Below are 25,828 nucleotides of genomic sequence, written 5' to 3'. Positions count from 1 at the left end.
GCATTACCCCGGCAAAGCGCAGTCGTCCTGCGCTTCCCCAAAGAAAACGGCGCACTCCTCGCGGAGTGCGCCGTTTTTACATTCACGCGCGCCACCGAAGCGGCGCGGCATGAAGTTACTTCTTCTTTTGCGGCGGCAGATCGGTACAGACGCCTTCGTACAGCTCGGCGGCCATGCCGATCGATTCGCCCAGCGTCGGGTGCGGATGAATCGTCTTGCCGATGTCGGTCGCATCCGCGCCCATCTCTACCGCGAGACAGACTTCGCTGATGAGGTCGCCCGCATTCAGGCCGACGATACCGCCGCCGATCACACGATGCGTCTCTTCGTCGAAGATCAGCTTCGTGAAGCCTTCGTCGCGGCCGTTGGCGATCGCGCGGCCCGAAGCGGCCCACGGGAACACTGCCTTGCCGTACTTGATGCCTTCGGCCTTGCACTGCTCTTCGGTCTTGCCGGCCCAGGCCACTTCCGGATCGGTGTAGGCCACCGACGGAATCTGCAGCGCGTCGAAGTACGCCTTCTCGCCATGCGCCGCTTCCGCTGCCACGTGGCCTTCATGCACGGCCTTGTGCGCAAGCATCGGCTGACCGACCACATCGCCGATCGCGAAGATGTGCGGCACGTTGGTGCGCTGCTGCTTGTCGACTTCGATGAAGCCGCGATCCGTCACCGCCACGCCTGCCTTGTCCGCGCCGATCTTCTTGCCGTTGGGCGAGCGGCCCACGGCAACCAGCACGAGGTCGTAGCGTTGCGCTTCGGCCGGAGCCTTTTCGCCTTCGAACGTGACGTAGATGCCGTCGTCCTTCGCCTCGGCCTTCGTGGTCTTGGTCTTGAGCATGACATTCGCGAAGCGCTTCGCGTTGTACTTCTCCCAGACCTTCACGAGATCGCGGTCCGCACCGGCCATCAGGCCGTCGAGCATTTCCACGACATCGATCTGCGCGCCAAGCGTCGCGTAGACCGTGGCCATTTCCAGACCGATGATGCCGCCGCCGATCACCAGCATCTTCTGCGGGATCTGGCGCAGTTCGAGCGCGCCGGTCGAATCGACCACGCGCGGATCTTCCGGCATGAACGGCAACTTCACGGCCTGCGAACCCGCAGCGATGATCGCCTGCTTGAACTTGAAGATCTTCTTGCCGCCCTCGCCCGCCACTTCAATGTGGTACGGATCGAGGAAGGTGCCGAGGCCCGTCACGACTTCGACCTTGCGCGCCTTCGCCATGCCGGCGAGACCGCCGGTGAGCTTCTTGACGACGCCCGACTTGAAGTCGCGCAGCTTATCCAGATCGATCTGCGGCTTGCCGAACGAGATGCCGTGCGATTCGAGCGCAGCAGCTTCGTCGATCACGAGCGCCGTGTGCAGCAGCGCCTTCGACGGGATGCAACCGACGTTCAGGCACACGCCGCCGAGCGTCGAATAACGCTCGACCAGCACGGTCTTCATGCCGAGGTCGGCGGAGCGGAACGCCGCCGAGTAGCCGCCAGGGCCGGCGCCGAGCACGAGCATGTCGCATTCGACATCGGCGCTGCCGCCGAAGCTGCCGGCTTGCGGTGCGGGCGCGGCAGCCTTCGGTGCTTCAGCAGCCTTGGGCGCTTCGACCTTCGGTGCAGCAGCCGGGGCCGGAGCAGCCGCAGCTGCCGACACTTCGACGATCGCGACCACGGTGCCTTGCGACGCCTTGTCGCCAGCCTTGATCTTCACTTCCTTGACGGTGCCCGCGACATCGCTGGGCACTTCCATCGTGGCCTTGTCCGATTCGAGCGAGAGCAGCGTCTGCTCTTTCTCGATCACGTCACCCGGCTTGATGTTGACTTCGATGACGTCGATGTCCTTGAAGTCGCCGATATCCGGCACTTTCACTTCGACGAGACTCATGGTGTCCCCTTCAGGAACGACCGGCGACGCCCGCCGCGACGCGCACACGAAGTGCGGCGCGGCGGAACGAGCCGGTCGAAAGCGGTTTTACAGAATCACGCGGCGGAAATCGCCGAGGATCGCGCCGAGGTACGCGTTAAAGCGCGCGGCAGCCGCGCCATCGATCACGCGGTGGTCGTACGAGAGCGACAGCGGCAGCGTGAGGCGCGGCACGAATTGCTTGCCGTCCCACACAGGCTTCATCGCGCTCTTCGACAGGCCGAGAATCGCCACTTCGGGCGCGTTGATGATCGGCGTGAAGTGCGTGCCGCCGATACCGCCGAGCGACGAGATCGAGAAGCAGCCGCCTTGCATCTGGTCCGGCTTGAGCTTGCCGTCGCGCGCGAGCTTCGAGAGCTCGGCCATTTCCTTGGCGATGTCGACGAGACCCTTCTTGTCGGCGTCGCGGATCACCGGAACGACGAGGCCGTTCGGCGTGTCGGCAGCAAAACCGATGTGGTAGTACTGCTTGAAGACGAGGTTATCGCCGTCGAGGCTCGCGTTGAACGCCGGGAACTTCTTCAGCGCGGCGACGCAGGCCTTGATGACGAACGCCAGCATCGTGAACTTCACGCCGGCCTTCTCGTTTTCCTTGTTCAGTTGCACGCGCAGCGCTTCGAGGTCGGTGATGTCCGCTTCGTCGTTGTTCGTGACGTGCGGGATCATGACCCAGTTGCGGTGCAGGTTCGCGCCCGAGATCTTCTTGATGCGCGACAGCGGTTGCGTGTCGATCGGGCCGAACTTCGTGAAGTCGACCTTCGGCCACGGCAGCAGGTTCAGACCCGCGCCACCGCCCGCAGCCGGTGCAGCAGCGGCAGCCGGAGCCGCCAGTGCGCCCGTCATCACGCCCTTCACGAACGCGGTGATGTCGTCCTGGGTAATGCGGCCCTTCGGACCCGTGCCCGCGACGCGGCCCACATCGACGCCCAGATCGCGCGCGAACTTGCGCACGGACGGCGAAGCGTGGCTCGGACGGCGCGAACCGCCTTCACCTGCCGGAATGATCGGCGCTTGTGCGAGTGCCGACGGTGCAGCGGGCGCAGCCTTGGCGGGTGCAGCCTGCGGCGCGTCCGAAGGTTGCTCGACCGGCGCCTTGGCGGCCGGTGCAGCAGCAGGAGCCGCAGCGCCTTCAGCCTCGACGACGATGATTTCCGTGCCTTCCGACACTTCGTCGCCGACCTTGACCTTGATTTCCTTCACGATGCCGGCGACCGGGCTCGGCACGTCCATGGTGGCCTTGTCCGATTCCAGCGTGACGAGCGACTGTTCCTTCTCGACGCGGTCGCCCACCTTCACACCGATTTCGATGACGGGCACGCCCTTGTAGTCGCCGATATCGGGAACCTTGACGCTCTGCACGCCGCCGCTAGCGGCGGGCGCGGCGGCTGCCGGAGCCGGCGCAGCTGCTGCGGGCGCAGGCGCCGCAGCTTGCACGGGGGCTGCGGCCGGTGCGGCAGCGGGAGCCGCGGCAGCGCCGCCAGCTTCCAGCACGAGGACCAGCACGCCTTCCGAGACGTTGTCGCCGACCTTGACCTTCACTTCCTTAACCGTGCCCGACGCCGGGCTCGGCACGTCCATCGTCGCCTTGTCCGACTCCAGCGTGATGAGCGATTGCTCTTTCTCGACGGTATCACCCGCCTTCACCAGCACCTCGATCACCGGAATGTCCGTGTAATCGCCGATGTCCGGCACCTTGACTTCGATCGCTTGACTCATTGTTAGTGTCTCCGGGGCCGCATAAGAACGCCTCCCCGCTTCGGGGAGGCGCGCTCGCAATGCACAGGGGGTGATGCGTTAGACGGTCATCGGGTTGGGTTTGGACGGATCGAGGTTGTACTTGGCGATGGCTTCGCCAACAACCTTGCGCTCGATCTTGCCCTCGTCGGCCAGCGCGTTGAGCGCGGCAACCGTCGTCCAGTAACGATCGACTTCGAAGAAGTGACGCAGCTTTTCACGCGTGTCCGAGCGGCCGAAACCGTCGGTGCCGAGCACCACGAACTTGCGCGGCACCAGACCACGGATCTGGTCGACCAGCGCGCGGATGTAGTCGGTCGATGCGATGACCGGACCTTCCGTGCCCTTGAGCAGCTTCTCGACGTGCGATTCGCGGCGCGGCTCGCTCGGGTGCAGCAGGTTCCAACGCTCGACTTCGTGACCTTCACGGGCCAGTTCGGTGAAGCTCGGCACGCTCCAGAGGTCGGCTTCGACGCCCCAGTCGTTCTTCAGCAGGTCAGCGGCGGCGATGACTTCGTTGAAGATCGTGCCTGCGCCCAGCAGCTGAACGCGCGGGCCCTTGGCCTTGGCGTCGCCCTTGCGGAACGCGTACATGCCCTTGATGATGTCGGCGGCTACGGCCTCGCCCTGCGGAATCGCCGGGTGCTCGTAGTTCTCGTTCATCACGGTGATGTAATAGAACACGTCTTCCTGGTCCTGCACCATGCGGCGCAGACCGTCTTGCATGATGACCGCGAGTTCATAGCCGAACGTCGGGTCGTAGCTCACGCAGTTCGGCACCGATGCCGCCCACAGGAGCGAGTGACCGTCTTCGTGTTGCAGACCTTCGCCATTCAGCGTCGTGCGGCCTGCGGTGCCGCCCAGCAGGAAGCCGCGCGAACGCATGTCGCCAGCGGCCCAGACCAGGTCGCCGATACGCTGCATGCCGAACATCGAATAGAAGATGTAGAACGGGATCATCGTCTCGCCGTGCGTCGAGTACGACGTCGCGGCTGCGATCCAGTCCGACATACCGCCGGCTTCGTTGATGCCTTCCTGCAGAATCTGACCGCTTTCCGATTCCTTGTAGAACATCAGCTGGTCGGAATCTTCCGGCACGTACTTCTGGCCTTGCTGATTCCAGATACCGATCTGGCGGAACAGACCTTCCATACCGAAGGTACGCGACTCGTCCGGCACGATCGGCACGACGCGCTTGCCGATCGCCTTGTCCTTCAACAGGATGTTGAGGATACGCACGAACGCCATCGTCGTCGAAATCTCACGGCCTTCGCCCGTGCCCTTGAGCAGCGGCTCGAATGCTTCGAGCGCCGGCACCGGCAGCGACTCGGCCTTCTGACGGCGAGCCGGCAGGTAACCGCCGAGGTCCATGCGCTTCTGGCGCATGTATTCGAGTTCCTTCGAACCTTCCTCGAACTTGAGGTACGGCACGTCGACGATCTGCTCGTCGGTGATCGGCAGACGGAACTGGTCGCGGAACTTCTTGAGCTGATCCACCTGCATCTTCTTCTGCTGGTGGGTGATGTTCATCGCCTGACCGGCTTCGCCCATGCCGTAGCCCTTGATCGTCTTCGCGAGGATGACGGTCGGCTGGCCCTTGGAGTTCGATGCCTCGTGGAACGCCGCGTAGATCTTGTGCGGATCGTGACCGCCGCGGTTCAGGTTCCAGATGTCGTCGTCGGACCAGTCGGCGACCAGCGCCTTGAGTTCCGGCGTGTTGAAGAAGTGTTCGCGAACATACGCGCCCGACTCCGACTTGTAGGTCTGGTATTCGCCGTCGACGACTTCCATCATGCGGCGCATCAGCGCGCCCGACTTGTCGCGTGCGAACAGCGCATCCCAGCGCGAACCCCAGATGACCTTGATGACGTTCCAGCCGGCGCCACGGAACTCGCTTTCGAGTTCCTGGATGATCTTGCCGTTGCCGCGCACCGGGCCGTCCAGACGCTGCAGGTTGCAGTTGATGACGAACACGAGGTTGTCCAGACGCTCGCGGCCGGCCATGCCGATCGCGCCGAGCGATTCCGGCTCATCCGTTTCGCCGTCGCCAAGGAAGGCCCAGACCTTGCGGCCTTCGGTCTTCACGATGCCGCGCGCCTGCATGTACTTCATGAAGCGGGCTTGATAGATCGCCATGATCGGGCCGAGACCCATCGAGACGGTCGGGAACTGCCAGAAGTCCGGCATCAGCCACGGGTGCGGGTACGACGAGATGCCCTCGCCGCCCACTTCCTGACGGAAGTTGTCGAGCTGGTTCTCGGACAGACGGCCGAGCAGGAACGCACGCGAGTAGACGCCCGGCGACGAGTGGCCCTGCACGAAGATCAGGTCGCCACCGTGTTCCGGCGACGGTGCGTGCCAGAAGTGGTTGTAGCCGACGTCATACAGCGTGGCAGCCGACGCGAACGAGGCGATGTGGCCGCCCACGTTGGTGTGCTTGCCCGCGCGCAGGACCATGGCCATCGCGTTCCAGCGCGTGTACGAGCGGATGCGGTGCTCGATGTCCTGGTCGCCCGGGTTCTTTGCCTGGGCCACGACCGGAATCGTGTTGATGTACGGGGTGTTGGCCGAGAACGGCAGATGTTCGCCATGCACGCGGGCGAATTCGATCTGCTTCTCGATCAGATAGTGAGCGCGGTCGGGGCCGACGGTCGAGATGACGCCGTCGAGCGCCTCCAGCCATTCGGCGGTTTCCTGGGGATCCTCGTCCTTGTCAGCGGCAACGTACTTCAGGACTTCGTCGGGTACAGCGGACATGCTCGTCTCCTGGATGTAGGGGAACGCTGTTGATCGGACCATGCGGGCGGACGCGAGGAACGTGACCGGGCCGACCGCAGCAGCTTTGCGGGCGATTGTAATGACCGGCTTGTCGTTCGCGCAAGGGAATTTTCGAATTGCGGGATGGGATTTTATAATGTGAAAAATTGCTGCAGCGCACGCTGAATCGTTCGCGCCCTTGTGTCGATATCGGCCAGTTTGAACCTGTTTATCGGCGATTTATCGCTTTTTTCGCGGCATTTCCGTGTCTTACGCTGAGCTACAATCCTTGCCATGTTGACCGAACGGCTTTTCGCACGCTCGGCGCGGCCGCCCGGTTCGCCCGGCGACACGTCGCCGTCCCGCTGGCACCACGGACCCTGGTGGTCGAATTCCTATTTGCTGACGCCGCTCCTGTCGATCCTGGTGTTCCTGGTCGTCATGAGCCTGATCCTCTGGAGCCTGAACCGCCGCGAGCAGCAGCAGCAGGAAGACACGCTCTATCGCAACGTGGCCTGGGCCCAGCAACAGATCCGCCTGTCCATGACCGGCGCGCAGGAGCAATTGCAGGCGCTCGCGCGCGATCTGGTCGCCGGCCACAATGACCCGCAGTCGTTCCAGGTGTCCACCACGGACATCATGCAGGGCCATCCGGAAATCCTTTACCTGAACTGGTACACGAGCCAGCAGGAGCCGCGCTGGCCCAATACGGCCATGCCGGTGTTCGGCCAGCGTCTGGCCAAGCCCAACGACTCGCAGATGGACGAGGCCGTGAAGGCCGCCTTCGCCGAGGCCCGCTCCACGCGCCGTCAGGTCTACTCGCCGCTCATCTACGACGATGTCGGCAACGGCTACATCACGCTCCAGACGCCGGTCTACCGCGACCGCGAATTCCTCGGCTCGATCGCGGCCGTGTTTTCGGTCGAAGGGATCCTGAAGCACGACATCCCGCCGGAGCTGTCGGCCAAGTACAAGATCACGATCCTCGACGCGAACAACCGCGAGCTCGCCACCACGTCGACGCGCCCACGCCTGCCGCGCGACGTCTTCTACGACCTGCCGCTCGATCCGCCGGGCCAGGGCGTCTCGGTACGCGTGTACTCGTATCCGCAGATGACCAACTTCACGAACAATACGCTCGTGTGGCTGGTCGCGGGTTTGTCGTGCTTCGTGCTGTGGAGCCTCTGGAGCCTGTGGAAACACACGCGCCAGCGCTTCGAGGCGCAGCAGGCGCTGTACGCGGAAGCGTTCTTCCGCCGCGCGATGGAAAACTCGGTTTTGATCGGCATGCGCGTGCTCGACATGCATGGCCGAATTACGCACGTCAATCCGGCGTTTTGTCGCATGACGGGCTGGGATGAAAGCGATCTGGTGGGCAAGAATGCGCCGTTCCCGTACTGGCCGCGCGACGCCTATCCGGAAATGCAGCGCCAGCTCGACATGACGCTGCGCGGCAAGGCGCCCTCCTCGGGGTTCGAGTTGCGCGTGCGCCGCAAGGACGGCTCGCAGTTCCATGCGCGCCTGTACGTTTCCCCGCTGATCGACAGCTCGGGGCGCCAGACCGGCTGGATGTCGTCGATGACCGACATCACCGAGCCCAAGCGCGCCCGCGAAGAACTCGCCGCCGCGCACGAGCGCTTCACGACCGTGCTGGAAAGCCTCGACGCGGCCGTCTCCGTGCTGGCCGCCGACGAAGCCGAACTGCTGTTTGCAAACCGCTACTACCGGCACCTGTTCGGCATTCGCCCGGACGGCCATCTGGAACTGGCGGGCGGCGGCGGTTTCGATTCCGCCAGCGCCTCGTCGGACTCGATCGACATGGTCGACGCCTATGCGGGCCTGCCCGCCACGGCGCTCACCGACAGCGCCGCCGATGCGCAGGAAATCTACGTCGAAGGCATCCAGAAGTGGTTCGAAGTGCGCCGCCAGTACATCCAGTGGGTGGACGGCCATCTCGCGCAGATGCAGATCGCGACCGACATCACCACGCGCAAGCAGGCGCAGGAACTGGCCCGCCAGCAGGACGAAAAGCTCCAGTTCACCAGCCGCCTGATGACGATGGGCGAAATGGCCTCGTCGCTCGCGCACGAATTGAACCAGCCGCTCGCCGCGATCAACAACTATGCCTCGGGCACGGTGGCGCTGGTGAAGTCGGGCCGCGGCGCGCCCGAGAACCTCTTGCCCGCGCTGGAGAAGACCGCGCAGCAGGCCGTGCGCGCGGGCATGATCATCAAGCGCATCCGCGAATTCGTGAAGCGCTCCGAGCCGAAGCGCCAGGCGTCGCGCGTGGCCGACATCGTCGCCGACGCCGTGGGTCTCGCCGAGATCGAAGCGCGCAAGCGCCGCATCCGCATCGTGACCGACATGCGCTCGCGCATGCCCGTGATCTACGTCGATCCGGTGCTGATCGAGCAGGTGCTCGTCAACCTTCTGAAGAACGGCGCCGAAGCCATGGCCGACGCGCGCCCGAATGCCATCGACCCGGTGATCCGCGTAATCGTGAAGCGCGAAGGCGGCAACGTCTGCATCAGCGTGGTGGATCAGGGCCCGGGCGTGGACGAAGCCACCGCCGAGCGCCTCTTCGAACCGTTCTACAGCACCAAGTCCGATGGTATGGGCATGGGGCTGAATATTTGCCGCTCGATTATCGAATCGCATCGCGGGCGCCTGTGGGTGGTCAACAACATCGAAGCAGATGGCCACATCAGCGGCGCCACGTTCCATTGCAGTCTGCCAATCGGCCATTCGGATCATCCCTCGCGGGACGGCTCCGACGAACCGACTCCACAAACCGTTACGGGAGAGCCATGAACAGCCCAGTCACCACCCAGGAAACTGTCTTTGTCGTTGATGACGATGAGGCCGTACGAGATTCCCTGCGCTGGCTGCTCGAAGCGAACGGCTACCGCGTTCAATGCTTCATGAGCGCGGAAGAATTCCTCGATGCCTATCAGCCCGCGCAGCAAGCCGGCCAGATCGCCTGCCTGATTCTCGACGTGCGCATGCAGGGTATGAGCGGGCTCGAGTTGCAGGAGCGCCTGATCGCCGACAACGCCTCGCTGCCGATCATCTTCGTGACCGGTCACGGCGACGTGCCGATGGCCGTGTCGACCATGAAGAAGGGCGCGATGGACTTCATCGAGAAGCCGTTCGACGAAGCCGAACTGCGCAAGCTGGTCGAGCGCATGCTGGAAAAAGCGCGCAGCGAGAGCACCAACGTGCAGCAGCAGCGCGCCGCCGCCGAGCGTCTGGGCAAGCTCACGGCGCGTGAGCATCAGGTGCTCGAGCGCATCATCGCGGGCCGCCTGAACAAGCAGATCGCCGACGACCTGGGCATCAGCATCAAGACCGTCGAAGCGCACCGCGCCAACATCATGGAAAAGCTCAACGTGAACACGGTCGCCGACCTGCTCCGTCTGGCGCTCTCCAATAAGCCGCAACAGGCGCAACAGCCTCAGCAGTAATCGCGTCCATCGGGCCCACGCCTGATGGTGCCGACCATGCCGCTTGCCGCGCGCGCCCGCTTTCGCTTCGGGGCGCCGCGCAAGTCCGCACCCACCCGCTACACTCGATTTCCGTCCACCTTTCCTGTCTCGTCCGGCTGACGATCTGTCCTGACGCGACAAGTCACGCCCGCGCGCCGGTTATAATATCGGCCTTCGCAGCAGCGCCCGCCGCGCGCGACGCCTGGGTCCACGACCCCCGGCGTGCGTGCAACCGCCCTCCCGCCCCGGCCGGCGCGCTCCCCGCTTTGCCACACTCGATTCTCGACCGACCATGACTGCCACCCTCATCGACGGCAACGCCCTCTCAAAGAAACTGCGCACCGACGTCGCCGCGCGCGCCGCCGCCCTCACCGCACGCGGCCATCAGCCGGGCCTCGCGGTCGTGCTGGTCGGCGACAATCCGGCGAGCGAAGTCTACGTGCGCAACAAGATCAAGTCGTGCGAGGACAACGGCCTCTATTCGTCGTACGACCGCTACCCGGAAACGCTTTCGGAAGCCGATCTGCTCAAGCGCATCGACGAACTGAACAACGACCCGAAGATCCACGGCATCCTCGTGCAACTGCCGCTGCCCAGGCATATCGACAGCCACAAGGTGATCGAAGCGATCGCGCCCGAAAAGGACGTGGACGGCTTTCACGTCGCCAACGCCGGCGCGCTGATGACGGGCCAGCCGCTGTTCCGCCCCTGCACGCCCTACGGCGTGATGAAGATGTTCGAGGAGTACAACATTCCCCTCGAAGGCGCGAACGCCGTGGTGATCGGCCGCTCGAACATCGTCGGCAAGCCGATGGCGCTGCTGCTGCTCGAAAAGGGCGCAACGGTCACGATCTGCCATAGCAAGACGCGCGACCTCGCGAAGCACACGCTCGACGCCGACATCGTCGTGGCCGCCGTGGGCAAGCGCAACGTGCTGACCGGCGACATGATCAAGCCGGGCGCGACCGTGATCGATGTGGGCATGAACCGCGACGACAACGGCAAGCTGTGCGGCGACGTCGACTTCGCAGGTCTGAAGGAGAAGGCCGGCTTCATCACGCCGGTGCCTGGCGGTGTCGGCCCGATGACGATCACCATGCTGCTCGTCAACACGATCGAAGCCGCGGAGCGTGCAGCGGGCGCGTAAGCGCAGCGCGGCATTCTCAGCCAGCGGTAATAAAAAAGCGGCCCCATGCGGGCCGCTTTGCTTTGGTGCGCAGCATTGAAGCTTGCCGATCATGCGCCGATTGCGCCACCCCACCCCGACTTCTGTTAATTTGCTTGGATGACCCGGTTGGAAAGTGCGCACTGCGCCCCAATAACCGATCTATCGGGGCGCGGGCTGCACGCCGCCCGCCCCCCGGCCCCACACCTTGCGAATCAACCGCGACAGAAGGAACAGGACGCATCATGGCAATTACTTCCTCCGATAATCCGCTGCTCGACTTCTCCGGCCTGCCGCGCTTCGGCGAGATCCGTCCCGAACACGTGACACCCGCGCTCGACGTGCTGCTCGCGAACGCCAGCGCCGCCGTCGAACGCGCCGCCCAGCCGATGACGCCCGCGCAATGGAGCGATGTGGTCGATCCGGTCGAGCGCGTCACCGAGCCGCTCTCGCGCGCCTGGGGCGTGATCGGCCACCTGAACGCCGTCGCCGACACGCCGGAGCTGCGCGCCGTCTATGGCGAAAATCTGCCGCGCGTGACCGAATTCTGGTCGAGCGTCGGCCAGAATCTCGCGCTCTACGAGAAGTACAAGGCCATCACGAATCACAACTCGTTCCAGTTGCTCACGAGCGAGCGCAAGAAGATTCTCGACAACGCCCTGCGCGACTTCCGCCTCTCGGGCGCGGAGTTGCCCGAAGACCAGAAGCCGCGTTTCGCCGAGTTGCAGGAGCGCCAGGCCGCGCTCGCCAAGGCGTTCTCTGACCACGTGCTCGACGCCACCAACGCCTACGCGTTCTACGCAACGAGCGAAGCCGATCTGGTCGGTTTACCCGAAGACGTGATCGCCGCCGCGCGCGAAGCCGCCGAACGCGAGAACAAGGAAGGCTGGAAGTTCACGCTGCACTTCCCCTCGTATTTCCCGGTGCTCCAGTACTCGGAAAACCGCGCGATGCGCGAAACGCTGTACCGCGCCTATGTCACGCGCGCCTCGGAACTGGGCCCCGTCTACGGCGGCGGCAAGCCCGAGTGGGACAACACCGCCATCGTCGACGAGCAACTCAAGCTGCGCGCCGAAGAAGCGAAGATGCTCGGCTACAACAACTTCGCCGAGGTCTCGCTCGCCCCGAAGATGGCCGAAACGCCGGCGCAGGTCATGAGCTTCCTCGAAGATCTCGCCACGCGCGCGCGTCCGCACGCAGAGAAGGACTGGCAGGAACTGCGCGAATTCGCCGCCAGCGAACTGGGCCTCACGCAGCTCGAACCGTGGGACATGGCGTTCGCGGCGGAGCGTCTGCGCCAGAAGCGCTATTCGTTCTCGGAGAACGAGGTCAAGCAATACTTCCCTGAAGACTTCGTGCTCAAGGGTCTCTTCAAGGTCACGGAAACGCTGTTCGGCGTGCGCATCCGCGACGACAGCGCACCGGTCTGGAACGACGACGTGCGCTTCTTCCGCGTCGAAAATGCCGACGGCACGCTGATCGCACAGTTCTATCTCGACCTCTACGCACGCGAAGGCAAGCGCGGCGGCGCATGGATGGACGACGCGCGCTCGCGCCGCAAGCTCGAAGCGAACGGCGTACAGACGCCGGTCGCCTACCTCACCTGCAACTTCTCCGCGCCCGTGGGCGGCCGCCCGGCCTGCTTCACGCACGACGAAGTCATCACGCTGTTCCACGAATTCGGCCACGGCCTGCACCACATGCTCACGCGCGTGGACGAGCTGGCTGTATCCGGCATCAACGGCGTGGAATGGGACGCGGTCGAACTGCCCTCGCAGTTCATGGAGAACTTCTGCTGGGAATGGGACGTTCTCACCGAGATGACCTCGCACGTCGAAACGGCCAAGCCGCTGCCGCGCGAACTGTTCGACAAGATGCTCGCCGCGAAGAACTTCCAGAGCGGTCTGGGCACGCTGCGCCAGATCGTGTTCTCGATGTTCGACATGGCGCTGCACGTCGATTTCGAAGCCTCGAAGGGCAAGACCGTGAACGATCTCGCGCGCGAGATCAACGAGCGCTATCACGTGATCGCCCAGGTGCCGTTCTCGCGCTGGCCGAACACCTTCAGCCACATCTTCGCGGGCGGCTACGCGGCCGGTTACTACAGCTACAAGTGGGCCGAAGTGCTGTCCGCCGATGCCTATGCGGCCTTCGAAGAAGCGGCACAGGTCGCGAAGACGAGCGTGCTCGATCCCGCCACGGGCACGCGTTATCGCAAGGAGATTCTGGAAGTGGGCGGCAGCCGCCCGGCGATGGAATCGTTCAAGGCCTTCCGCGGCCGCGAGCCGAACATCGACGCCCTGCTGCGTCATAACGGCATGGAGCAGCCGCCGGCGCAATAAGCGCAACGCGCTTGATCGCCCGACAAAACCGCGCACTCAGGTGCGCGGTTTTTTATTGCCGGGTGCTTATCGATGCAGCTTGAAATCGACGCTCGCAGGCCGCCCTTCGAGCGTGAGCGCCGCGCGCTGCGCCGGTTGGCGGCTCACTACCTTGCCCCGGCTCACCACGGCGATGCGCGCCGCGCGCAGACGGATCGCCTCGATCGGATCACGCGCGTCGAGCACCACCAGATTGGCCGCGCAACCAGGCGCGACACCATAACCTTCGAGGCCGAGAATCTTCGCCGGATTGACCGTCACCGCATCGAAGCACGCGCGCGATGCCTCCACGCCCGTCATTTGCGCGACGTGCAAGCCCATCTGCGCGACTTCGAGCATGTCGCCCGAGCCGAAGCTATACCACGGGTCCATCACGCAATCATGGCCGAACGCGACGGTCACGCCCGCCGCCATCAACTCCGGCACGCGGGTCATGCCGCGGCGTTTCGGATAGGTATCGGCGCGCCCTTGCAGCGTGATGTTGATGAGCGGATTCGCGATGGCCGCAACGCCCGATTCGCGCATCAGCGGTATCAGCTTGCTCGCGTAGTAGTTGTCCATCGAATGCATCGACGTGAGATGCGAACCCGTCACGCGGCCGTGCAGGCCCAAACGATGCGTTTGCGCTGCAAGCGTTTCGATATGGCGCGAGAGCGGATCATCGGATTCGTCGCAATGCATGTCGACGCGCAAGCCCTTTTCCGCCGCGAATTCGCAGAGCAGGCGCACTGACTCCGCACCGTCGGCCATCGTGCGCTCGAAGTGCGGGATGCCGCCTACGACATCGACGCCCATCGCAATCGCGCGTTTGAGATTGTCGAACGCGCCCGCGCTGCGCAGCAGACCGTCCTGCGGAAACGCCACCAGTTGCAGATCGAGATACGGCGCCACGCGGCGCTTCACTTCGAGCAACGCCTCGACGGCCAGCAGGCGCGCATCGCAGACATCGACGTGCGAGCGGATCGCCAACAAACCCCGCGCGACGGCCCAATCGCAATACTGAAGCGCGCGTTCGACCAGGGCTTCCTGCGTGAGATGCGGCTTGAGTTCGCCCCAGAGCGCGATGCCCTCCAGCAGCGTGCCCGACGCGTTCACGCGCGGCAAACCGTAAGAGAGCGTGGCGTCCATATGGAAGTGCGCATCGATGAACGGCGCTGACACGAGCGAACCGGCCGCGTCGATTTCCTCGCGCGCCTGCGCCGCGAGTGTGGGCTCGACGGCGGCGATACGCCCCGCTTCGATGCCAATATCGACCGTGGGATGCCCGGCAGGATGCGCATGCGCGAGCACGGCGCGGCGAATGATGAGGTCCATGTACGGCTCCTTGCTGGCCTTTTGTTCTAGTGCGGGACGGCGCGTCGAAAGCGCGGTATGTCGATTCTATCGGCGCCAGAAATCAGCCGTCTATTTTCAGGAAAACTGTCCGCCATGTGTGCACTGGCTGTATCGTCACAGTCGGCCTCGACCGTACCTGTACAGCGGTGGCCACACGCCTATACTCGTGCGGACAATTCAACCGTTCGTGGTGCAGGCAATGAAGACAATCGGCGTGATTGGCGGCATGAGCTGGGAGTCGTCGGCGGAATATTACCGGCTGCTCAACAGCCAGATGAAAGCGCGGCTGGGCGGACACCACAACGCACGCAGCCTGATGGCAACGGTCGATTTCGCCCAGATCGAAGCCCTGCAACGCGCGGGCGACTGGGACGCGCTAGGCGTACTGATGGCGCAGGCCGCGCGGCAACTCGAGCAAGGCGGCGCCGATATCGTGCTGCTCGCGACCAACACCATGCATCGCGTGTGCGCGTCGATCGAATCGACTATCTCTATCCCCTTCCTCCATATCGCCGATCCGACGGGCGCAGCGCTGCGCGCGGCGGGCGTGACGCGCGTGGGACTGCTGGGCACGCGCTACACGATGGAACAGGACTTTTATGTGGGCCGGCTACGCGAGGTACATGGCATCGAAGCGCTCGTGCCCGAAGCGCATGAGCGTGACGACGTGCACCACATCATCTACGACGAGTTGTGTCACGGCGTCGTGAAGGACGCGTCGCGCGCTGTCTATCAGCGCGTGATCGACTCGCTGGCCTCACGCGGCGCACAGGGCGTGATACTCGGTTGCACGGAAATCACGCTGTTGATACGCGCGGAGGATTCCGCGTTGCCCGTGTTCGATACCACCGCGTTGCATGCGCAGGCGGCGGTGGACTGGGCGCTGATGGGTTGATCGATGGAGGCTGCCGTCGCCCTGCCCCCGGCAGTTGCACCAATACGACGTCGCCAGCGTCATATTGGAACGCTCTGAAGCAACGCTTACCGGAAACGCGTATTGCGGCCTTTGAGCGTGCTCCAGAGTTGCCCGCACGTCGCGACGCTGATACCTATCGCGAACGCCAGTAACACGATGCTGCCAAGCAGCGACACGCCATCAAGCTGATGCGTTGCGTGTTCGTGGGCGAATTCCCGTGATGAGTGGCTAAGTATCGTTGGACGCATATTGCGGCTCCTTTAGTCTGGATCGGAAAATCCCTCCAGACTAAACGCCGCTATTTGCGCAAAGAATCGAATTTCTTCGAAATTGATGGGGCCAATGGCGTCGCATACTCACGACGCGCGATCGATTTTAACGTTTGCATTTCAATCTGAAGTCCTCGCTCGGGTTACCCGGCCCTATTTCTCTATATAATTTCATTCAATATAAAGAATTTATTCTACGGGGAAATCATGAACAAACGTTCGACGTGGGCGGATGTACACCTTGATGCCTTGCGAGGAGGCGCTGCGTTAATTGTCGCGCTTGGTCACGCTCGCGGGCTGTTTTTTTCCAGCCTTACGGGCTCCACCAAAGCGGGACAGTTGACCATTGGCGATGAAGCCGTAATGGCCTTTTTTGTATTGAGCGGCTACCTCGTTGGAGGTAGCGTGATAAACAATATCAGAAATAACAGATGGGATTGGGCCGATTACCTTATCAAACGCCTTGTTCGTCTCTGGATCGTTCTAATCCCTGCAGTTTTCATCGGCGTTCTGCTCGACCTCATCGGACTTTATTTTTTCTCGCATAACGGCAGCGTTTATGCCACCCCCATTGAAGGGGGATATGTCCATGCTGGATTTGCCGAAAATATCCATAAAATCTCAGTCATCCTGGGCAACGTGTTTTTCCTTCAAACGATCTATGTCCCCACACTGGGAACCAATACGTCCCTGTGGAGCTTGTCGAATGAATTCTGGTACTACTTGTTATTCCCGGCTGGATTGCTGGCACTGAATTCTAACGTGGACATGACTCGCCGGTTTGCCTATGGTGCTGCTGCCTTAATGATTTTTTCACTACCAGGCGCACACGCGGAATTCTTGTTTTTGACATGGCTATCAGGAGCACTAGTTGCTGCATTGCCCAATCTGATTTCAAAACGATGGGCAACGTGGGCCGTGTCGATTTCTTCAATCACGTTCCTGATACTATTCTTGGGAATCAAGAAATTGAATTTACCCCTGTACCCTGCTGAATTGCTGATCGCCAGCTTTGTCAGCATTCTGGTCTATACGATAAAATGCCAAACCACACCGAGCAATCCATCGCCATACACCTGGATTTCGGCCTGGTCTGCGAAGATATCCTATACGCTTTATCTGACTCATTTGCCATTTCTCGTCTTGATGTGCGCGATCATCAATACGCCTTGGCATATGTCGGCGATGACGGCCGCCTCTCTCACCAAATTTCTGGCGGTTGTCATCTTGGCCGTTCTTTGGGCAGGTCTGATCTATTATTTTTTTGAATCAAGAACAACCGTTGTTCGCACTGAAATCACGGCCTGGGTTCAGAAATTCCGAACCAGAACCGCCAACGCATGAAGAACAGGGCGGCGAACCGATTTGACTCATGGTGTCGCCGAACGCAGCAAGCAGGATCGCTTCGTTGAACGAAAGCGGTCCTGCCAGCGCGAATGCCAAGTCTGCGCCAGCGACAACAGTGAGAAGCAACGCTTGAAGAAGCGTTAGGCGGCAGAAATGCCGATATAGACGATGCACACGGAACTCCGCGCGCATCGCGGACCTGAAAAGCAAAAAGCCTCGATTTCTTATGAAATCAAGGCCTTCGCTTGAAACTGGTTGCGGGGACAGGATTTGAACCTGTGACCTTCGGGTTATGAGCCCGACGAGCTGCCAGACTGCTCCACCCCGCGTCCGTCAGAGAAAAGAATGATAGAATGTCATTTGCATGACGTCAACACTTATTTGCTAACGACTTACCGCCCTGCGTTCGAGCGCCTCATCATCCAGTCAAATTAATTCGGAATCCAAACATCAGGATTCACTAGCCCCATCGACCGCTTTAAAGAGCGCCTGCAATTCTTCGGCCCACGCGAGCCAGCTTTCCTGCGTGTGAAAGCCGGCCTTGAGGATCGCGTACTGCAATTGCTGCCCGCGCGTCAGCGACGGTGCACTAAAGTCGCGTAGCTCGATGGCGCGATAGGTATCGAGCCGCTCACGTGCTTCGCCGATCATCCGCTGCACTTCCTCTGCGAGACCCAAGGGCCCGATCACCGCATCGGCGCGCAATTTCAGCAGCAGGAGATTGCGATCATCGCCGCCCAGGCGCGTTTCGCGCGCCCAGCGCACCACTTCCTCCCGCCCCACCGGCAGCACGCGGTAGACCTTCCTGCGCGTGGCGGCCGCGTCCTCTTCAACGACCGCCACCCAGCCCGCCTCCACCATCCGGCCGAGTTCGCGGTAGATCTGCTGATGCGTGGCCTGCCAGAAGTAACCGATCGCCCGGTCGAAGCGCCGGGCGAGGTCGTAGCCGGACGACGGCTTTTCCAGCAGGGCAATGAGGATGGCGTGTGGCGTGGACATGCGCCGATTCTAAACCACGCTCCCTGCGATGCCGCCCCGGTTTATTCCCGAATGCGGACACTATGCAACTGGTTGCATAGTGTCCGCTGCTTTGCTATGTTTATCGACACCAACAACACGACGGCGCCCTCATTCCTCCGAGGAAACGCCGGTTCTGTCCAGGAGATATGCATGTCCTTGCCCGCCGTCCTGCGCCGTGGCCTGTCGATTCCCGTCGTCGGCTCGCCGCTTTTCATCATTTCGAACCCGGATCTCGTCATCGCGCAGTGCAAGGCGGGCGTGGTCGGTTCGTTCCCGGCGCTCAACGCGCGGCCCGAGTCCGCGCTGGGCGAATGGCTCGACCGCATCACGACCGAACTCGCCGAGCACAACGCGAAGCACCCCGACCGACCGGCCGCACCGTTCGCGGTCAACCAGATCGTCCACAAGTCCAACGACCGGCTGGAGCACGATCTGGGCGTGTGCGCGCAGTACAAGGTGCCCATCGTCATCACGTCGCTGGGCGCGCGCGAGGAAGTGAACCACGCGATCCACGCCTGGGGCGGCATCGTGCTCCATGACGTGATCAACAACACGTTTGCGAAGAAGGCGATCGAGAAAGGCGCGGACGGCCTGATCGCGGTCGCGGCCGGCGCGGGCGGCCATGCCGGCACGCTCTCGCCCTTTGCGCTCATCCACGAAATCCGCGAATGGTTCGACGGCCCGCTGCTGCTCTCGGGTGCGATCGGCAATGGCAACGCGATCCTCGCGGCGCAGGCCGCCGGCGCGGACCTCGCCTATGTCGGCTCGGCTTTCATCGCCACGCAGGAGGCCAATGCGGTCGAGGCGTACAAGCAGATGATCGTCGAGAGCAACGCCGCCGATATCGTCTACTCGAATCTCTTCACCGGCGTGCACGGCAACTATCTGCGCCCGAGTATCGTCGCGAGCGGCCTCGATCCGGACGCGCTGCCCGAATCGGATCCGTCGAAGATGAATTTCGGCTCGACCCGCGTGAAGGCGTGGAAAGACATCTGGGGCTCGGGCCAGGGCATCGGCGCGGTCAAGAGCGTCTTGCCCGCCGCCGATCTGATCGCGCGTCTCAAGCGCGAGTACGATGCCGCGCGCGAACGGCTGGGTGTCGTGTCCGCCGCTGTCGCGGACGCACCGGTCGCCGCCTGATCGTCGAGGATGGGAACGCATGATTCAAGATTGCGTTCCCAGCAAAAGCGCACGCCGATGTCCCGTAGAACGTCCTGACGCGCGTAACCACGTCTTCCATCTCGCCCAGCTTGCGCGATTAAGCGCTCTGATTAATCGTTAGTTATCCATACCTACTACGTGTCGTGGACGAGCCACGTTCCCTCGCAACATGCTCCACGTAGTCCCTGCCAGTCGGCCGACCATGCCGTGCCACGCACGCGGGCCTTGCCTCCCCTTCTCCTGACGCTTCAAGCGACCGCGCCCCGGTTGCGCGTGCGCCGCTTCCCGTTATGATTCGCTATCGCTCAAATCCGCCGCCTGGCCCGACGCCGACCAAGCGGCTATAGTGCGGTATCGATCCCGGGCACCAGCCCGCCGCACACTTATCCGGTTCATCCATCCATGAAAATCGCCACCTGGAACGTCAACTCCCTGAAAGTCCGATTGCAGCATGTCATCGACTGGCTTGGCGAAAGCAAGGTCGACGCGCTCTGCCTGCAGGAACTCAAGCTGACCGACGACAAGTTCCCGCGCGCCGAACTCGAAGCGCAGGGTTATCGGAGCTGGTTCGCGGGCCAGAAGACCTATAACGGCGTGGCCATTCTCGTGCGCGACGGCCTCGCCGTCGACGAAGCCACGGTCGTGCGCAATATCCCCGGCTTCGAGGACCCGCAGCAGCGCGTCATCGCGGCGACGGTCGAGGGTGTGCGCCTTGTCAGCGCCTATTTCCCGAACGGCCAGGCGCCCGGCTCCGAGAAGTTCACCTACAAGCTCGCGTGGCTTAACGCGATGCACGACTGGCTCGCGCAGGAGATGCAGCAGCATCCGAAGCTCGCCCTGCTCGGCGACTACAACATCGCGCCCGAAGACCGCGACGTGCACGATCCGAAGGCGTGGGAAGGCCAGAATCTCGTATCGCCCGAAGAGCGCGCACAGTTCGAGCGGCTGATTGCGCTCGGTTTCGTCGACTCATACCGCCAGTTCGAGCAAGCCGAGAAGATGTTCACGTGGTGGGACTACCGCATGTTCGCCTTCCGCCGCAATGCGGGGCTGCGCATCGATCACATCCTGCTTTCGCCCGCGCTCGCGCCTGCGCTCGTCTCGTGCGAGATCGACAAGGTGCCGCGTAAATGGGAGCAACCGTCCGACCACACGCCCGTCGTGGCCGATCTCAAACTCGCAGGCTGAAGCACGTCACACCACGGGCGGCGGCTTCGCGCACGCCGCCAAAGCCTGTCACCACGTGCCAGCAAGCGTGGTCCACAGGAAGCGGAAAACCAGCGCATCGTACTGCGCACGTTCGAGCGCGTCGCTGCCCGGCCCGTGACCGCCATCGGTATTCTCCAGATACCAGACGTTCGTATGCCCCTGTTCCTGCATACGCGCGACCATCTTGCGCGCGTGCGCGGGATGCACGCGATCATCGCTCGTCGAGGTCGTGAAAAGCACAGCGGGATACGCCACGCCCGCTTTCACGCGTTGATACGGCGAGTACGCAGCCAGCGCCGGCGCTTCTTCGGCATCCTCAGGATCGCCGTATTCGTCCATCCACGAAGCACCCGCGTGCAGCAGCGGATAACGCTGCATGTCGAGCAGTGGCACTTCGCAGACCACCGCGCCAAATAGCTCCGGGCGCTGCACCATGCACGCGGCGACCAGCAGCCCGCCATTGCTGCCGCCCTTGATGCCCAGTTGCGGCGCGCTCGTGAAGCCTTCCACGACCAGTTGCTGCGCGACGGCGATGAAGTCATCGAACGAGCGCTGCCGGTTTTCGCGCTGCGCGTCCACGTGCCACGACGTACCGTACTCGCCGCCGCCACGGATATGGGCAATGGCGACGATGCCGCCCTGCTCCAGCCAGCCGATGCCGGAGCCCACCAGATATTGCGGCGTGAGCGAGATCGCAAAGCCGCCATAGCCTTCCAGCAGACACGGCAACGGCTTGCGCGTGCTGCCTTCGAGTGCGTCGCGCGGCCCGATCACGGTGAACGGCACCCGCGTGCCATCGACCGAATACGCGTGCGAGCGGATCACGGTGAGCGGTTGCGCGTTGAACTGTGTAGGCCAGCGGTCAAGCAACTCCCAGGTCTGGAGATCCTGCTGCGCGAGGTCTGCGAGCCAGTATTCAGGGGGCAACAGATAATCGTCGACGTCGACAAAGACTTCATCGTTGAGCGTGTCCTCGATCGGCGATACGTCGACCTGCGAACTCGCGCGCGTCGGGAACAAGCGCGATTGCCACGTCCACGCGCCATTCGCCTCAGCGGGCTGCCAGAGCATCGTGCGGCTTTGCACGTCGTCCAGCCACGAGACGATCAAGACGTTTTTCGTATAGGTCCAGTCGCAGGCGGACGTGACCGGTGTCGGCGCAAAGAGCACCGTGACGTTGCGATCGCCCGCGACAAACGCGTCTTCGCGGATCGCGAGCAGCGACCCACCTGCGTACGTCCGCGCGTCGAGTGTCCAGTCGAGGCGCGGCTCGAGCAGCAGCCAGCCATGCCATGCGCCCACGGCCACATGCGAAGGCACGTCGTACAACTGCCACTGCCCACGCGCATCGAGACGATACGAGTATGAATCGAAGAAGTCGACGCTACGCACCACGTCGTGGCGCTGTTCGATGGGATCGTAGTCGCCTTCCACGCTGATGTCGTCAAACTCGCCGCGAAAGACCACGGCGGCGTCGGCCAGACGCGTGCCTCGGCTCCAGCGGCGCACCTCGCGCGGATAGCCCGAACGCGTGAGCGTTTTCTTGCCGTGGTCCCAGCCCACATACACGGTGTCGCGGTCGATCCACGAGATTGTGTGCTTGCCCTCTTTCTCGATGGCAAAGCCACCGTCGACAAACACGCGTCGTTCGAGATCGAATTCGCGCACGATAACGGCGTCCGCGCCGCCATCGGAAAGCTGGATCAAGGCGCGGTCGCCATCGGGGTACAGAATGTCGATGCCGGCGCACACCCAGGGCACGCCTTCCTCTTCACCCAGCGCATCGAAATCGATGAGGCTTTCCCATTGCGGCCGATGCGCGCGCCAGTCGGCCCATTTCGCGCGTCGCCACAGACCCTTGGGGTTGTCCTCGTCTTCCCAGAGATCGTAGGCCCATTCCTGCCAGCGGCTCGGGATCACAGGGCGCTCGCGCGGCAGATAGGCCTGGGCGAGACGCTTCTCCAGCGCCTCGAAACGCGCACCGCCCTGCCACGCGGCACGCGTGCGCGCGTTCTGCTGCTCGACCCACGCCATCGCGGCGGGATCGTCGAGCACTTCGAGGGAGAGGAAAGGATCGGCCTCAGCGGGCCACGGAGAAGTCACGGGCATATTCGATCGTCGACGGGAAAACAGCGTCGATTATGCCCCAGCGCACAAAAAGGATCGCAGTGCGCAGCGGCCGCGAGGACCGCTGCGCACGGCGCACTCATTCGAGGTTGAGTTCCTGGATCTTGCGCGTGATGGTGTTGCGACCGATACCGAGGCGCTCGGCGGCCTCGACCTTGCGCCCACGCGTGAAGTCGAGCGCTTCGCGGATCACCGCGGCTTCGAAACGGCGCGACAGTTCGTCCATGACGTCGGCGCTGTTCTCGCGCAGCAGACGCGCGACTTCGGTACGCAGGCCGCTCTCCCAGACGCTCACAGGCAGCGAAGGCATACCGTTGACAGCCGGGAATCCGCCTGCCAACGCGCTGCCCACGCCAGCCGTTACGCCTGGCATACCGCCCAGCCCCACGGCCGAGCCCGCCGATGCACCGGCCGCCACGCCCGCGAGCACGCCATTGACGGCCCCAGCCCCTACGGTCGCGGCATCGCCGCCCACCGCCGGTGCGCCTTCCGTGGCCGACACATAGGCGGGCCCAAGATCCGGCGGCAGATCCTTGATTTCGATGGTCTGCGCCGGCGCCATCACGGTGAGCCAGTTGGCGAGGTTCTCCAGTTGACGCACGTTGCCCTGGAACGGCAGCGACGACATATACACCAGTGCTTCGTCCGAGACGCGCTTGGGCTCGACGCCCAGTTCGCGCGCACTCTTTTGCAGGAAGTGGCGCGTGAGCAGCGGAATGTCCTCGCTGCGCTCGCGCAGTGCGGGCAGACGCAGGCGGATCACGTTGAGGCGGTGATACAAGTCCTCACGGAACAGACCCTGACGCACGCGCGTTTCCAGATTCTGGTGCGTGGCCGCGATCACGCGCACGTTGGCGCGCAGCGGATTGTGGCCCCCAACGCGATAGAACTGGCCATCCGAGAGCACACGCAAGAGGCGTGTTTGCAGATCGAAGGGCATATCGCCGATTTCGTCGAGGAACAGCGTGCCGTTCTCGGCCTGCTCGAAGCGGCCCTGGCGCATCGCCTGCGCGCCGGTGAAGGCACCGCGCTCGTGACCGAACAGTTCGGATTCCAGAAGATCCTTCGGAATGGCCGCGGTGTTCAGCGCGATGAACGGGCCGTTCGCGCGTGGGCTATGTCGGTGCAAGGCGCGCGCGACAAGCTCCTTTCCGGTGCCCGACTCGCCGGTGATGAGCACGGTCGCGGCCGAATGCGAGAGCCGGCCGATGGCGCGGAACATGTCCTGCATCGCGGGCGCCTGGCCCAGCATCTCGGGCGCCTCGGCGGGACGGTCGTCCCAGTGCTGCTCGCCGCGCATGCTTTCGTCGACGGCGCGGCGGATCAGCTCGACGGCCTTGTCCACGTCGAAGGGCTTGGCGAGGTATTCGAATGCACCGCCCTGGAACGCGGCCACCGCGCTATCGAGGTCGGAGAACGCCGTCATGATGATGACGGGCAGCCCCGGCAGACGCTCGCGCACGGTTTGCAGCAGTTCGAGCCCGGAGCCGCCCGGCATGCGAATGTCGGAGACGAGCACCTGCGGGCTGTCGTGGTCGAGCGCGGCTGCGGCATCACGCACGTTCGAGAAGCTGCGGGTCGCGAAATTTTCGCGGGCGAGTGCCTTTTCAAGCACCCAGCGAATCGATTGGTCGTCGTCAACTATCCAGATCGGCTTCATAAGGTCGGTCAGAAGTCCTGGTGGCGTTCGGTAGCGGTAGATCGGGAAACGGGTTCAGCAGGTTTCAACAGTCGAGCGGTAGCAGGATCTGAAACTCGGTATGCCCCGGCCGGCTTTCCACTTCGATCAGCCCATCGTGTTGCTGCACGAAGGTCTGCGCGAGCGTGAGGCCGAGACCGCTGCCATCCTCGCGTCCGGAGACGAGCGGATAGAAGATGCGATCGCGGATATCCTCGGGAATGCCGGGTCCGTTGTCGATGATATGCAAGTCCAATGCCAGCTTGCACAAGCGTTTTGAAATCGTGATCTTGCGCGCAACGCGGGTGCGCAATTCGATGCGCGCGTCGCCCTGCGAAATGCGTTCGCGCAGTGCCTGCGCCGCGTTGCGCACGATGTTCAGGAGCGCCTGGATCAGCTGCTCCTTGTCGCCGCGCAGGTCGGGCACGCTCACGTCGTAGTCGCGCTCGATCGTGAGGCCGCGCGGGAACTCCGCGAGTATCACGGCGCGCACGCGCTCGCACACCTCGTGAATATTCACGTCGCCGACGATATGCGGATGGCGGTGCGGTTCGAGCAGCCGGTCCACGAGCGTCTGCAAGCGGTCCGACTCCTTGATGACGACCTGCGTGTACTCGCGCAACTCGCCGCGCTCGAGCGTGCCGAGTTCGAACTCGAGCAACTGCGCCGCGCCCCGGATGCCGCCTAGCGGGTTCTTGATCTCGTGCGCGAGATTGCGGATCAGATGCTTGTTGACGGTCGCGAGGTCATGAATGCGCTCCTCGCGATCGCTTCTTAAATGGCGCTCGTTCTCGAAGAGTTCGAGCAGCACGTAATCGGGCGCCGCCTCCAGGAAGCCGACGATCGCATGCACGTGCAACGATTCGCGGCCAGGACGTTCGAGCGTCGCATCGAGACGCGTCGCGTGGAAGCGATGCGCAGCGATCGAGGCGATCGTCTGCAAAAGTTCGTCGGCGTTGGAAAAGAGATCCGACCACGCCATCTGCGCGAGCTGACGCCGCGAGAGGTCGAGCATCGCCTCGGCTGAAGGATTCGCGAACGCCACGCGCAAGCTGCGTTTCTCGAGCACGAGCACGACCGTGGGCAGCGCCTCGAAGCCGGGCAATAGACCCGAGTCAACGAGCGGCGCGTCGTCCGAGAGTGGCTCAGCGTGGCCCTTTCTTGCCTTGATCAGATTCTTGAGCACCATGTTTCGGCGCCGGTCGCGAGCATCGCGCGCCGGCTGGCAGTCCATGTCGATGATGAAGGGTGACGGATTACACCTGCCTGGGCATCGGCAATGCAGCTCAAGCGCCGATGCAGTCAACGAAACCAACAAAAAAGGGA

16 protein-coding genes and 1 tRNA gene are annotated in these 25,828 nt (G+C 63.2%); 8 read left to right on the top strand and 9 right to left on the bottom strand.

What is annotated here, in order from left to right:
• Window positions 1–115 precede the first annotated feature (115 nt).
• The 3 genes from lpdA to aceE form a co-directional block, all read right to left on the bottom strand.
• Window positions 116–1,879 (bottom strand): dihydrolipoyl dehydrogenase, encoded by a 1,764-nt coding sequence (gene lpdA / locus U5782_RS07755; protein ID WP_322043243.1) that lies wholly within the window; start codon window positions 1,877–1,879, stop codon window positions 116–118.
• A gap of 87 nt (window positions 1,880–1,966) precedes the next feature.
• On the bottom strand, window positions 1,967–3,634 hold the full coding sequence (gene aceF / locus U5782_RS07750) for a dihydrolipoyllysine-residue acetyltransferase (protein WP_322043242.1): 1,668 nt from the start codon (window positions 3,632–3,634) through the stop codon (window positions 1,967–1,969).
• A 78-nt stretch (window positions 3,635–3,712) separates the two neighbouring features.
• Window positions 3,713–6,409 (bottom strand): pyruvate dehydrogenase (acetyl-transferring), homodimeric type, encoded by a 2,697-nt coding sequence (gene aceE / locus U5782_RS07745; RefSeq protein WP_322043241.1) that lies wholly within the window; start codon window positions 6,407–6,409, stop codon window positions 3,713–3,715.
• Window positions 6,410–6,703: 294 nt separating this feature from the next.
• Here aceE and fixL point away from each other — a divergent pair, with 294 nt between their 5' ends.
• The 4 genes from fixL to U5782_RS07725 all read left to right on the top strand — a co-directional run bounded on the left by fixL (window position 6,704) and on the right by U5782_RS07725 (window position 13,401).
• Window positions 6,704–9,220 (top strand): oxygen sensor histidine kinase FixL, encoded by a 2,517-nt coding sequence (fixL, locus tag U5782_RS07740; RefSeq protein ID WP_322043240.1) that lies wholly within the window; start codon window positions 6,704–6,706, stop codon window positions 9,218–9,220.
• Entirely contained in the window at window positions 9,217–9,873 is a 657-nt protein-coding gene (gene fixJ / locus U5782_RS07735) for an oxygen response regulator transcription factor FixJ (RefSeq protein WP_322043239.1), read from the top strand. The genes fixL and fixJ overlap by 4 nt, the downstream gene beginning before the upstream one ends.
• 313 nt (window positions 9,874–10,186) lie before the next feature.
• A complete protein-coding gene (gene folD / locus U5782_RS07730) occupies window positions 10,187–11,041 on the top strand; it encodes a bifunctional methylenetetrahydrofolate dehydrogenase/methenyltetrahydrofolate cyclohydrolase FolD (RefSeq protein ID WP_322043238.1) in 855 nt (284 codons plus the stop codon).
• Between the two features lie 263 nt (window positions 11,042–11,304).
• Window positions 11,305–13,401, top strand: a complete 2,097-nt coding sequence (locus U5782_RS07725) for a M3 family metallopeptidase (RefSeq protein ID WP_322043237.1) — start codon at window positions 11,305–11,307, stop codon at window positions 13,399–13,401.
• 66 nt (window positions 13,402–13,467) lie between these two features.
• Here the strand turns inward: U5782_RS07725 and U5782_RS07720 are convergent, their stop codons facing one another.
• Window positions 13,468–14,754 carry an amidohydrolase family protein gene (locus U5782_RS07720; protein WP_322043236.1) on the bottom strand — a complete coding sequence of 429 codons (1,287 nt, stop codon included), beginning with the start codon at window positions 14,752–14,754 and terminating at the stop codon, window positions 13,468–13,470.
• A gap of 220 nt (window positions 14,755–14,974) precedes the next feature.
• Between U5782_RS07720 and U5782_RS07715 the strand changes: the two genes are divergently transcribed.
• Together U5782_RS07715 and U5782_RS07710 are read left to right on the top strand one after the other, a co-directional pair.
• Window positions 14,975–15,670, top strand: a complete 696-nt coding sequence (locus U5782_RS07715; RefSeq protein WP_322043235.1) for an aspartate/glutamate racemase family protein — start codon at window positions 14,975–14,977, stop codon at window positions 15,668–15,670.
• Between the two features lie 497 nt (window positions 15,671–16,167).
• Complete coding sequence (locus tag U5782_RS07710) at window positions 16,168–17,304, top strand: acyltransferase (RefSeq protein ID WP_322043234.1); 1,137 nt, start codon at window positions 16,168–16,170, stop codon at window positions 17,302–17,304.
• 255 nt (window positions 17,305–17,559) lie between these two features.
• Here U5782_RS07710 and U5782_RS07705 read toward each other — a convergent pair.
• Both U5782_RS07705 and U5782_RS07700 read right to left on the bottom strand, forming a co-directional pair.
• Window positions 17,560–17,636 (bottom strand) — tRNA-Met (locus U5782_RS07705).
• A 121-nt stretch (window positions 17,637–17,757) separates the two neighbouring features.
• Complete coding sequence (locus U5782_RS07700) at window positions 17,758–18,306, bottom strand: PadR family transcriptional regulator (protein WP_322043233.1); 549 nt, start codon at window positions 18,304–18,306, stop codon at window positions 17,758–17,760.
• Between the two features lie 171 nt (window positions 18,307–18,477).
• Here U5782_RS07700 and U5782_RS07695 point away from each other — a divergent pair, with 171 nt between their 5' ends.
• Window positions 18,478–19,467 (top strand): nitronate monooxygenase family protein, encoded by a 990-nt coding sequence (locus U5782_RS07695; protein ID WP_322043232.1) that lies wholly within the window; start codon window positions 18,478–18,480, stop codon window positions 19,465–19,467.
• Window positions 19,468–19,890: 423 nt separating this feature from the next.
• Window positions 19,891–20,676, top strand: a complete 786-nt coding sequence (xth, locus tag U5782_RS07690; protein ID WP_322043231.1) for an exodeoxyribonuclease III — start codon at window positions 19,891–19,893, stop codon at window positions 20,674–20,676.
• Between the two features lie 48 nt (window positions 20,677–20,724).
• Here xth and U5782_RS07685 read toward each other — a convergent pair whose 3' ends face one another.
• The 3 genes from U5782_RS07685 to glnL form a co-directional block, all read right to left on the bottom strand.
• Window positions 20,725–22,806: a prolyl oligopeptidase family serine peptidase gene (locus tag U5782_RS07685; protein ID WP_322043230.1), complete on the bottom strand. Its 2,082-nt coding sequence runs from the start codon at window positions 22,804–22,806 to the stop codon at window positions 20,725–20,727.
• A 97-nt stretch (window positions 22,807–22,903) separates the two neighbouring features.
• Complete coding sequence (gene ntrC / locus U5782_RS07680) at window positions 22,904–24,484, bottom strand: nitrogen regulation protein NR(I) (RefSeq protein ID WP_322043229.1); 1,581 nt, start codon at window positions 24,482–24,484, stop codon at window positions 22,904–22,906.
• A gap of 64 nt (window positions 24,485–24,548) precedes the next feature.
• A complete protein-coding gene (gene glnL, locus U5782_RS07675; RefSeq protein WP_322043228.1) occupies window positions 24,549–25,691 on the bottom strand; it encodes a nitrogen regulation protein NR(II) in 1,143 nt (380 codons plus the stop codon).
• Window positions 25,692–25,828: the final 137 nt, after the last annotated feature.

The sequence above is a fragment of the Paraburkholderia sp. J67 genome (assembly GCF_905220265.1).
GTDB lineage: Bacteria > Pseudomonadota > Gammaproteobacteria > Burkholderiales > Burkholderiaceae > Paraburkholderia.
This window is presented reverse-complemented; position numbering and strand designations above follow the sequence as displayed.